11 protein-coding genes are annotated in these 11,282 nt (G+C 38.1%); 2 read left to right on the forward strand and 9 right to left on the reverse strand.

The annotated features are described in order from the left end of the window. Nucleotides 1-69: 69 nt before the first annotated feature. Together ACGLXV_RS25725 and ACGLXV_RS25730 are read right to left on the reverse strand one after the other, a co-directional pair. Complete coding sequence (locus ACGLXV_RS25725) at nucleotides 70-1,356, reverse strand: hypothetical protein (RefSeq protein WP_391560865.1); 1,287 nt, start codon at nucleotides 1,354-1,356, stop codon at nucleotides 70-72. Nucleotides 1,357-1,789: 433 nt separating this feature from the next. After that, nucleotides 1,790-2,593, reverse strand: coding sequence for a GIY-YIG nuclease family protein (locus ACGLXV_RS25730; protein ID WP_391560866.1), 804 nt, complete (start codon nucleotides 2,591-2,593; stop codon nucleotides 1,790-1,792). A gap of 579 nt (nucleotides 2,594-3,172) precedes the next feature. On the opposite strand from ACGLXV_RS25730, the gene ACGLXV_RS25735 reads away from it, so the two are divergent. Together ACGLXV_RS25735 and ACGLXV_RS25740 are read left to right on the forward strand one after the other, a co-directional pair. After that, on the forward strand, nucleotides 3,173-4,204 hold the full coding sequence (locus ACGLXV_RS25735; RefSeq protein ID WP_391560867.1) for an SMEK domain-containing protein: 1,032 nt from the start codon (nucleotides 3,173-3,175) through the stop codon (nucleotides 4,202-4,204). Nucleotides 4,205-4,377: 173 nt separating this feature from the next. Further along, nucleotides 4,378-5,034 (forward strand): NAD(P)H-dependent oxidoreductase, encoded by a 657-nt coding sequence (locus ACGLXV_RS25740; protein WP_391560868.1) that lies wholly within the window; start codon nucleotides 4,378-4,380, stop codon nucleotides 5,032-5,034. 142 nt (nucleotides 5,035-5,176) lie between these two features. On the opposite strand, the gene ACGLXV_RS25745 is transcribed toward ACGLXV_RS25740, so the two are convergent. The 7 genes from ACGLXV_RS25745 to ACGLXV_RS25775 form a co-directional block, all read right to left on the reverse strand. Beyond that, complete coding sequence (locus tag ACGLXV_RS25745; protein ID WP_391560869.1) at nucleotides 5,177-6,637, reverse strand: aldehyde dehydrogenase family protein; 1,461 nt, start codon at nucleotides 6,635-6,637, stop codon at nucleotides 5,177-5,179. Between the two features lie 114 nt (nucleotides 6,638-6,751). After that, entirely contained in the window at nucleotides 6,752-6,889 is a 138-nt protein-coding gene (locus tag ACGLXV_RS25750) for a GapA-binding peptide SR1P (RefSeq protein WP_391560870.1), read from the reverse strand. A gap of 25 nt (nucleotides 6,890-6,914) precedes the next feature. Beyond that, nucleotides 6,915-7,883: a transketolase family protein gene (locus ACGLXV_RS25755; protein ID WP_119708161.1), complete on the reverse strand. Its 969-nt coding sequence runs from the start codon at nucleotides 7,881-7,883 to the stop codon at nucleotides 6,915-6,917. A gap of 3 nt (nucleotides 7,884-7,886) precedes the next feature. Further along, complete coding sequence (locus ACGLXV_RS25760; RefSeq protein ID WP_391560871.1) at nucleotides 7,887-8,759, reverse strand: transketolase; 873 nt, start codon at nucleotides 8,757-8,759, stop codon at nucleotides 7,887-7,889. Nucleotides 8,760-8,783: 24 nt separating this feature from the next. Continuing rightward, nucleotides 8,784-9,827 (reverse strand): zinc-dependent alcohol dehydrogenase, encoded by a 1,044-nt coding sequence (locus ACGLXV_RS25765; protein ID WP_391560872.1) that lies wholly within the window; start codon nucleotides 9,825-9,827, stop codon nucleotides 8,784-8,786. Nucleotides 9,828-9,839: 12 nt separating this feature from the next. After that, nucleotides 9,840-10,625 carry an SDR family oxidoreductase gene (locus ACGLXV_RS25770; RefSeq protein ID WP_391560873.1) on the reverse strand — a complete coding sequence of 262 codons (786 nt, stop codon included), beginning with the start codon at nucleotides 10,623-10,625 and terminating at the stop codon, nucleotides 9,840-9,842. 21 nt (nucleotides 10,626-10,646) lie between these two features. Beyond that, nucleotides 10,647-11,282: MFS transporter (locus ACGLXV_RS25775; protein WP_391560874.1), on the reverse strand; the 636-nt coding region annotated here is incomplete at its 5' end.

Genomic DNA, 11,282 nt, shown 5'->3' on the forward strand with positions numbered 1-11,282 from the left:
GTTTTTTACCGTCCTTGTTTTGTGGTCATGTTAACTGAGGTAATCAACTGCCCCTATATCAAAATATGGTTATCTCCTACCAAAAATCTTCTTCCCTATTGCAAATACTCCTCCAACTACAGCCGCTCCTGCTACTATGGGTGCAGCCGCGACAGCGGCAGCACCTATTGCAGTAGCTCCTGCTATGGCAGCAGCACCAACAGTCGTACTTGCAGCTGCTGTTGCAACACCTGTAACGGCAGTCCCTATTGCTGTTCCTGCCACTGCTGTTGCTGCACTAGTTGTGGCAGTTGCCACTGCAGTTGCGGCACTAGCAACTCCTACACCAACTGTAGATCCAGCAACAGCACCTGTCACAGCGGTTGTAGCCGCTGTTACCGCTCCTGTAACGGCTCCTGCTCCCGCTATAACTGTACTACCAACTGCTGTACCAGCAAGTGCTGTACCTGTTGATGTTACTGTGCCCGCTATGGCGACACCTACAGGGGTAGCTGCGGCGGCACCAATTACATAACTGGAGGCTGTAGCAATTGCTGTATCACGTACAACCGCTTTGCCTGCTTCTTCTAAATCTTTATCCCCAGAAAATACTTCCACAATATTGCTTCCAATACTAAACCCAGCCCCAGTAGCACCACCAACTTTTGCCGATGCAATACCCGCCTGATTTAGGGCATAGATTTTGGAAGTTAATGGTGCATTTGCCGTGCGCAAGATGTTACTTTCCAACTTCATAATTTCCGATAACTTTTTGCTCTGCTTAAGACTAACATCTGATTCTATGACTTCGAGACCTGCTGCCTTAGCACGTTTTATAAGTTGCGTATTTCCTTTATCTACAACAATCGTTTGTCCATGATACTTTTGAAAATCGATGTATGTATTTTGATAACCGGCTTTTGCTTGCCCTAAAACTGTCGTTCCATCTTTTTGTAAGATTAAAAAATCGGCAACACCATTATTGCCAATCACCGTTGTTGGCGTTCCAGAGACTGTAGCGCTGGTTGCATGAAGATGCTCAAAAACAAACCCTTTAAAATTTGCGCCTCCCTGGTTTGTATTTAGAAGAGATAAATTAGTGCTCAATGTGTTATAAATACCAGCATTCTTGAACGCTGATACAGTGGCCGCAGGAATTGATGCCCCCTTTGAGAGTGCATCTAAATAATCATCAATTCTATTAGTAAATTCATCAAGGGACCAACTATTTACAGACAATGTTTTTTCAACTTCCATTGCATTAAGACCCGTAATACCACAAATCGTAACCACTTGATTCATTAGGACCATTTGTTCCTTCACGCATGTTTCAGAACAATAATACACTCCTTCAAATTCGTACGTACATTCCGACATAAGATTACAACTTGGACATGTTACCAATTCATCCGATAGAATATAACTACTAGCAGAAAGCCTTTGTTCAGCTAAATTGCTTAGAACATTTACAAGTGAGTATAGTGGCTGTTTCAAACTATTATTTAATGATTCTATCGCTTCTTCTTTTCCTGAAATTCTATTAATAATGGGAATTCCCCCTTTTGATTTTTATTACAACTAAAGCCGTTTCATTTTTGTCCAATTCGAGACTTAAGGATTACTCTCTAGTTGGTTCCTTAGTAATATTTTCCTAAATTTATTTTAAAAAGGCAAGTTTTTACAACAAGTTAGAAAATAATATTTAATCACTGAACTATCTCTTGCTCAGAATCTCAACTTCTAGTGATTAAATTGTTAATATCCTATAAAAAAGCGTCCAGACAAAAGTAGTCGGGACGCTATTATTCACCTAATTATTATTCAACTGAATTCCGTTATATGGCCCGCGGTTGATTGTTCCCAGAGTCTTCTTCCACATCGATTCACGCTTTATGATTTCAGAATCCGTCCCTTCAATAAATTCAATGACTGAGAAGATGACTGAATTATAGCCGTTTTCTAGAACAAACAAATTAAGATGTTGTGCATCACCAAGAGAATTTAAATGTGCCATCCATCTGCCTATAATTCCGTCGCTGTTATAGGCACTACCTATGTATCTACTTTTCCCATCTTCAGATCTTTGAATGTAAATTCCATTTTGTCTTAATACCTTTTTTAGATTATTATCTTCGGAATTATCTTCCCAAATGGCAATAACTTCTCTCCATGTAAATGTATGTCCTAAGACATTTTCTTGAGATGTGTCTACATCGGGTAACTCAAGACCCTCAAACTTTGATGAACGAGCTAGTTTGCTATTTGCCTTGCTCTCTAATATGATTTCATCTGACTGTAAAATATCAGCTATTTTAGTAGCTAAAGAAACATAATCATCTGTTTTAAAGTCAGTATATGATCTTTTGGAGGTAGACACCTCTGGTAAAGAATCCAACAATGTTTTAAGGTTTCCATTTATATTATCAGCGTGATAAATTCTAAATAATTCGGGGCCCTCTCCCCATAATTCAAATGCCCTTATTTTGTATATATTGCTTTTAACACGATACGAAACCCAAGGTCTTGAATTTGCAGTGTTATCATCCTTTATTCTTAAATCAAACATTCGAGCTAGTCCACTTTTGATAAGTATTGGTTCTAAGATTTCAAACATATATAACCCTCCAATTAACCTCTAGTAAAAAAACCTATAAAAAAAGCGTCGGTAACTTATGTTATTGAGAAAAATAATAATTACGTATTTGATGAAATTCTTCGTAATTACTACTCTTTGAAACCCAAAAAGGATTACCAGTTACATGATTTAACCTTAGATTATAAATATCATCATTGGCATCTTTTACCGTTTTTCTAATTGTTGTAGTCACCTTATGCTGAGTGACCCCAAATGGTAAAATAGTGACGCTTTTGGCTCCTGCTTGATATAGTATTCTAGCACATTCTAAGGTTGTCGCCCCTGTTGTATATATATCATTACCTGATTTCTTTAGGTAATTCTCAATGGCTAGAATGAAAGGATCTTATGTAACTATTTGCCATATACTTTATATCGGTATTGTTTTTTAACAGTTAATAACAAATTTCTATTTATTTGAAGAAATCCTTTTTATCGATAGAATTAATTAAATTACTCTTTTTATAAACCCAATAAAATAACCATTTCTTTTAAAAAATCACACTAAATAATATAGTTATAGTAGAATTTAAAATTTTTATGGAGCTGGTTATATAAATGTTACAAAGGAAAACCATTACTGAAGCGATAAACTTAAAATTAAATTGGCTTGCTTTTAATCTTGAAAGTGAAGCCACGAGACAATTACTCGATTTACATATACATAGTGAAAACTTTGCAAGGGACCTATTAAATTGTATATACGATACAAATTTTATCAATCTGAATGATATACGTACTAACGAACCTGGCATTGACCTAGGAGACAAAGAAAAAAGAATTGCCATCCAGGTTACAACTCAAACTGGGAAAAACAAAGTGGAAAAAACCTTAGAAAAAGTCATTGAAAATAAACATACCGAGTCTTACGATACGTTTTATATCTTAATCTTAGGGGAAAAACAAAAATCAATAACCATAGATCAGAAATACATTGATGCGTTAAATTTTGATAAAGATCAGCATATTGTGGATCTTAGGGATATCCAAAAAAAGATTCATAGTCTTGAACGTGGACCATTGTTAAAGGTGTTTAACTTTATCAACGCAGAAATAATGGATATCTATCAATTATTGGGCATAGATCCCACATCCATTCTTTCAAATATAGAGGAGAGCCCTACCTATACATATAGCAATTGTGGAGCTCTAATTTCTAATTATGAGAGAAAACTCGGATCGAATATAGATGCTAAAGAAAGAATGGAGAAGGAAATTGCTACCAAAGAACTTTATGACATCTTATATAAACTCCCACACCTAAGCAGAGAATTATTTTACGCTCTGGTACAAAAATCAGAATACAGGATTGGTCCCGATGCCCTCTGTGTGAATGAAACAGAAGTGTATAAAATATTTGGTTTAAAGCTAAATGAGTACAAAATATATCTCTCAATGCTTGAAAATGCACATTTACTAACATGCCATGAAAACGATACAAATCCTGATTTGTTTTATGTGATCCTCCAGGGTTACCCAAGAGTTTCACATTGTTTACTTAATATCAAAGAGTTTGTAGATGATATGGGTCTTGATCCAAGTAAAGTATTTATTGACCTTGACTTTTCTGCTTTTGCATCCACCAATTAAAAAAGAGACCATTCGGTCTCTTTTTTTACCTGATAGTATTGTCATAGAGAAATACGAATGCTTCAATTAGCGGTGGCTTTTTCTAAAAGTTTTAAAATAAGATGTTTGATATAAATGTAAACGATTGGTAAAATGATAGAGTTAAAATATTAAAAAACTGGGAGGTTATGACAATGTCAAAACTATTGTACGTGGTGGCACATCCGCTAGACAAAGAACGCTCTTACTCATTGGCTATGGGTAACTCGTTTATAAATACATATAAGGAACATTCTCCTGAAGATGAAATCGTAGAATTAAATCTTTACAATGAATACATTCCTGAAATTGATGCTGACGTATTAGAAGGCTGGGGTCACCTTCGTTCTGGTGGCACTTTCGAGGAGTTAACGAGCCAACAACAATCGAAATTATCAAGAATTGAAGAGTTAACGGAACAGTTCATAGCAGCTGATAAATATGTGTTTGTATCACCTATGTGGAATTTTACAATTCCGGCTAGATTTAAAGCCTACTTAGATACTGTACTTATTGCTAGAAAGACATTCACCTATACAGAAAACGGACCAGTAGGCTTAATGACTGGAAAGAAAGCTGTACATCTTCAATCCCGTGGTAATATTTATTCTGCTGGTCCTATGAAAGAAGCTGAACATGCAGATACTCTGCTAAAGACTTGTTTAGATTTAATGGGTATTGAACTGGAAACCATTGTTGCGGAAGGTCATGCTTTACAACCAGATGATGCTGACAAAATTAAACAGCAAGCGATTGAAAAAGCGGTTTTATCTGCAGAACAACTTGCAAAAGAAATGGTGCTTAATAAATAGGAATAAGAAAAGAGCTGAATAATACAGCTCTTTTTTTGTAAAAATTCTTTCCTACAAACGTTTTTGCAATCACAATTTTCAGGTCATTGGTAAAAGGGCAGCAACTAAGACTCCTTCTTTTTAGTTTACAGTTTATTATTTCTTAAAAAGCGTATTTCCTTTCTTTTGTTTGGACAGATACCCATTTCATTGTTGTAAATTCATCGACTACCCATGGATTTCCGAAGCGGCCCAATCCACTTGATTTGTTACCACCGAATGGAATATTGGGTGCATCATTGACTGTTTGATCATTAATATGTGTCATTCCTGTATCTAACTGAAGGGCATATTGCTCCCCTTTTTCAAGATCACTCGTAAAAATAGCCGAGCTTAAACCTGCTTGAGTATCATTTGCCATTTTAATAGCTTCTTCATCGCTTTCAGCTTTAATAATGAGTGCAATCGGTCCAAATAATTCTTTCTGAGCAAGTTCCCCATCATTCTTTACATCTATAAAAATAGAAGGTGTTAGTACATTACCTTCACGTCTTCCTTCTAGTGCTACGGTTACTCCTTCTTTTTTCGCTTCCTCTATGTAACCTAGCGCTTTTTCGATCTGAGGTTCATTAATAAGTGGTCCAATGATTGTATTTGGATCCAGTGGATTACCTGTAGTCAATTCTTTTGTTCGCTCTACAAATTTTGAGACAAATGATTCATACTGGTCCTTATGCACAATAATCCGGTTAATAATCATACAAATCTGTCCTTGATGAATGTATTTCCCAAATATCGCTGCATTAACGGCCTGGTCCACGTTTGCATCAGATAACACAACAAATGGACTGTTACCACCTAGTTCAAGTGCCACCCGTTTTAAATTTCGACCAGCAATTTCACCGATATGGCGCCCAACTGCTGTGGAACCCGTAAAGCTAATTAAACGTGGAATGGGATGTGTCAGCAGATCGTCACCCATCTCCTCAACATCGGTTAAAAGCATATTGAAAACTCCAGCAGGGAGCCCCGCTTGATCAAATGCTTTTGCTAGTACCACACCACCGACGAGACCGACTTGAATATCTGGTTTATGAACCACAGCATTACCTAGTACAATTGCTGGTACGATTGTTCTCATTGATAAGTTCATTGGAAAATTAAATGGAGAAATAGATAAAATGACACCCAAAGGTAAACGATAAATGCGATTCACTTTTCCTTCTACACCAGTTGAGACTTCACGTACATGACAAACTTCATCAGCATAATGAAGGGCTTCTTCCATCACTTCAAGTGTAAGATGAAGTTCAACATTCGCTTTTAAAATGGTTCCCCCTGTTTCACGACTGATGAGCTGAACAATCTCTTCTCGATTTTCTTTTAAGTAAGCAATTGCTTTTTCTACAACTGCTTTTCTCTCTTCCACATTTGATTTTGCCCATTCCTTTTGCGCTGCTGCAGCGGTTTCAAATGCTTGTTCCATCTGATCTTTAGATGCAATATTCACTTCAGCAATGACCGAGTTGTCATACGGGTTCAAATCTTTATATACACGTCCACTGTCGCCACTCACCCATTCACCGTTAATATAACTTTTAGTTACTAATTCATACTGTTGCATAGCTTTTCTCCCCTCCATATTCATTGCATGGTAATCCTTCATTTAATCCTTCCGACTATGTGCAAAAATAAGCCGACAAGATAAAAATAGGATGTCTTGTCGGCTCCTCACAATCTACGTTTCTGATAATTCTTCTTCAATCCCTCTATTATCATGACTACAACTAGTACAGTGACCATATATTATGCTGGACTTCTCTGAGGATATATAATCGATTACCTGTTCACATTGTTGACAAACGAGTTGTGTCATCTGGTCATTCCCCTTTCACTATTAATTACCGATTAAAAAACTCACGTACTGTTTTCGCAATACCTTCTGGGTCCATGCCATAGTATTTGTAAACATCATTTGGCTCACCTAGTACGGCGAATTCATCTGGTAAACCAATGCGCTTGAACTTAGTTGGAATATTTGATTCCGCAATGATTTCCGCTACTGCCCCTCCGAGACCTCCATTGATACTTTGGTCTTCAACCGTAATAACGCATCCCGTTTCATTTGCTGCCTTTAGAACGGCAGCTTCATCAAACGGTTTAATGGTATGCATATCTATTACTCTAGCGTAAATGCCGTACTCTTCTAATTTTTGTGCTGCCTTCAATGACCAGTACACTGAGCTCCCAGTACCTATTAATGTTAAATCTGAACCTTCTTTAATGGTAATGGATTTACCAAATTCAAATTCGTAATCATTATCCGCATATACATCTGGCTCAGCACCTCGGGCAATACGGATAATCATTGGTCCTGGATAAGTCATTGACTGTCTAACCACTTTCGCGCATTGATTGGCATCTGCCGGGCAAACAACCGTTAAATTTGGAACTGCACGGTAAAACGAGAGATCTGCAATCGCATTATGAGTTGGTCCTCCACCTGACGTTACGCCCGCATGGGTTCCGATTAGACGAACGGGTACATCGTTATAAGCGATATCTGCATGAATTTGGTCTGCTGCACGAAGGGGTAAGAATGGTCCAAATACTTGTGAGAATACTACTTTTCCTGATAACGCAAGACCGGCAGACAACCCAACCTGATTGGCTTCAGCAATCCCAACATTGACACAACGTTCTGGGTACGCTTTCATTAATTTACCGACTTCAGATGAGGGAGCCACGTTGTCTGAACAAACAAACGCAAAGTCCATTCCTTCGTCAGCCATTTTTCTCAATTCCGTTCCATATACCTCACGTGCCGATGATAATATTTGGTCAAAGTTTAAGCTCACTTCTACAGCCATAATTTATCTCACCTTTCTTGTGTTTTCGATAGATTCAATTGCCTTTTCCAAATCTTCTTTGTTCAAAACCCCTGCATGCCAAGCTACGACATTTTCCATAAACGATACGCCTTTACCCTTTGTTGTATTTGAGATAATACAAATGGGTTTTCTTCGAATATGTGGATCAGATGGAGGAAGGGATTCTAGAGCCCCACAAACTTCACCCATATCATTTCCATTCACCTCAATCACTTCCCAGCCAAACGCTCTCATTTTCTCATCCAGTGGATCAATGGAATTTGTTTGATTGGTAGGACCCGACATTTGCAGGTCATTTTTATCAATTATTGCTACAAGATTGCCTAGTTGATAATGTCCTGCTGTCATAAATGCTTCCCAGTTCGTACCTTCTTGAAGTTCACCATCACCTATAATACAGAATGTCCGCCAGTTTTCATTGGACATCCTTGCACCAAGGGCCAATCCTGTCGCCAGTGGCATCCCATGACCTAATGAACCAGTAGATGCTTCAATCGCATCCACATATTTTCGATTGGGGTGCATACTGAATTTTGCTGTCTCTAGTGTTTCAAAGTGATCAACCATATAATCCATTGTGTACATGCCCATATCTTGATAAATGGTAAATAGTGCTTCTGCACAATGTCCTTTACTTAAGATAAGACGGTCACGGTCAGGCATTTCTGGATTTTTCGGATCATAATTCATATATTTATAATAAAGAGCTACCGCCATATCAATCATAGACAGTTCTCCACCTAAATGACCTGCAATGCCGATTCGATAAATAAAGGTACATAAATCTTTACGAATATCAATTGCTTTGTCTTCCAGTTCTTGAATCGTCCATTCATTTACAGTACTGTTCATCATACTCTCTCCTTTTTTACTGTTTTATTAATTACACTTAATTAATACTTTTGGATATTTCCCACTCATATGGGCTTCAAAAGCTTCTACTCCACGCTCAAGTGGGAAGATTTTTTGTGTAAAAGGCTCCAAATCGAGATTAGGCATCAATTGGATTGCACGAGGGAACGCATAAGGTGCGACAAAAGTACCCGAAATGGTTAATTCTTGTTCATAGCATTTTTTATAAAGATTTAGTGGCATTTCGTACTCTTTTGGGAACATTGCAATATATAAAACGGTGCCCCCTCGTGATGCAATGTCAGTCGCTACATTTGCTGCATGTGGAGAACCTGATGCTTCGATGACGACATCAAATCCTCGTCCATCTGTAATGGTATTTGCTACTTCTCGTACATCCTCTTCAAGCGGATTAATCACATGCTCCGCTCCGAATGATTTGGCTAGGTTCCGTCGATCTTCTATTGGTTCAATCAGTGTAAGTGATGTTGCTCCGAATCTTTTTAGTACCTGAAGCGTTAGCAAGCCAATTGGACCACCACCCGAAATGGCCACACGCTGTCCTACCCTCATATTCGCTTTATCTACAATGCGAACAGCAATAGAAATGGGTTCAAGTAAGCATGCTTCTTCAAGAGAGACAGTATCAGGTACTTTCCACACCTGTGACTCATGCCAAACGATATATTCAGACATGCCCGGCCTGTTGTAATCATGAACGTTTTCACAAAACTGCTCTCGTCCGTCTAAACAGTAATAACAGGTTCCACAAAACTTCAAAAAGTTCCCTGCTACTCGATCTCCTACTTTCAGTCCTTTTTTCGTCGCTTTTGGCCCAAGTTCTACAATCACTCCAGATACTTCATGCCCAAGACCAAATGGAGGCTCCCATCCGAATACACCTTCCACAAGATGTGGGTCAGATCCACAAATGGAGCAGTATGCCACTTTAATTTTGACATCTTCTGCCCCAAGCTGTTGCTCAGGAAAATCTATAACTTCTACCGCACCTCGTGTTTCTTCATTAGGATCATTTAATCGTCCAATCTTTACTGCTGCAATGGTTTTCAATATTTCTTCCTCCTAAAGTGTTGTGGCAAATCCGCCATCTACATTAATCGTCCAGCCATTGATATAATTGGAAGCACTGCTCGCTAGATATACTGCTGTACCCATTAAATCAGCTGATACTCCCCAGCGACCAACTGGTATACGATCTTCAATTTTCGTGTAGAATGCCTGATCTTCCTGAAATCCTTTTGTCATTTCTGTTTCTAAAAACCCAGGTGCAATGGCATTTGTTTGGATATTATATTGACCTGCTTCATTCGCAAATACTTTTGTCAACCCGACAATTGCATGCTTACTTGTTGTATAAGGTGGACATTTTTTATCAGCCGTAAAAGCAAGTGCAGAAGCAATATTGATTATTTTTCCTGAACGTTGTTTAGCCATTTCCTTCACAACCAGATGACTCAAGTAATACACTGCGTTTAAGTTGATATCCATGACTTTTTCCCATAAATGGTCTGGATAATCCATAAAATCTGCGAAAATCCCAACACCAGCATTATTCACGAGAATATCAATTTTCCCGTATTCATTGATACATCCTTCTACCACTTTTTGAACATAAGACTTATCTGTCAAATCTCCTTGGATAAATGCAACTTTTTGACCTGTTGCTTCGATTAATTCTTTTACTTCTGACACATGATCTGTAAAATGTGGGATATATAAATCAGCCCCTGCTTTTGCAAAAGCTACAGCATATGCCATTCCAAGCCCTTGATTGGCCCCTGTGACAATGGCAACTTTCCCCTTCAGTGAAAAGGCATCCAGTGAAAAATCGTTCAAATTATTTTCCAAATCACTCAACCTCCAAATCTATTAATTCTTTGCTCCATTTCGAATGGCCAACTCATCCATAATTTGTTCGACACGCTCTTCTGTTAAGTTATAAAACACCATAAAGATCACAAGTGTAACCAGACATATGATCGCTGGTAATCCCGAAACAAGGAATAGAATCCCACCTAGCGCATCTGCAGATTGTGCAACGTTCGGCACATACCCTACACTTGCTAATACCCAAGTTGGAATGACTCCACCAATGGTCATTGATGCTTTTAAACCAAGGCCAATTGTCGTGTATACAATCGCTGGATAGCGTTTACCTGTGTTATATTCTGCATATTCAACAGCATCAGGAATGATGGACCATAAAATCCCCATTAAAATTCCGTAGCCAAATGACGCGACTCCCTTTGCAACCATCATCAGAGTAATGGCTGATACAGGAATAAAGTAAAGTGCTAATGAACCAAGTGCTGCAATCGTCAAACCTAAAGCGACGGTATTTTTCTTTTTTATTTTTCGAACAAGCAATGGCACAAATGGAACAGCAATTACAGAAGGCAATACATTTAATAATGAAAATAACCCAATGAGATCTGTGCGATCTGCGTTATAGGTCATATAATAAATACCTGAGGCTGAAGCAACCGTATTAAATCCATAGACTCC

The organism is Robertmurraya sp. (genome assembly GCF_036676585.1).
Taxonomy (GTDB): domain Bacteria; phylum Bacillota; class Bacilli; order Bacillales; family Cytobacillaceae; genus Robertmurraya_A.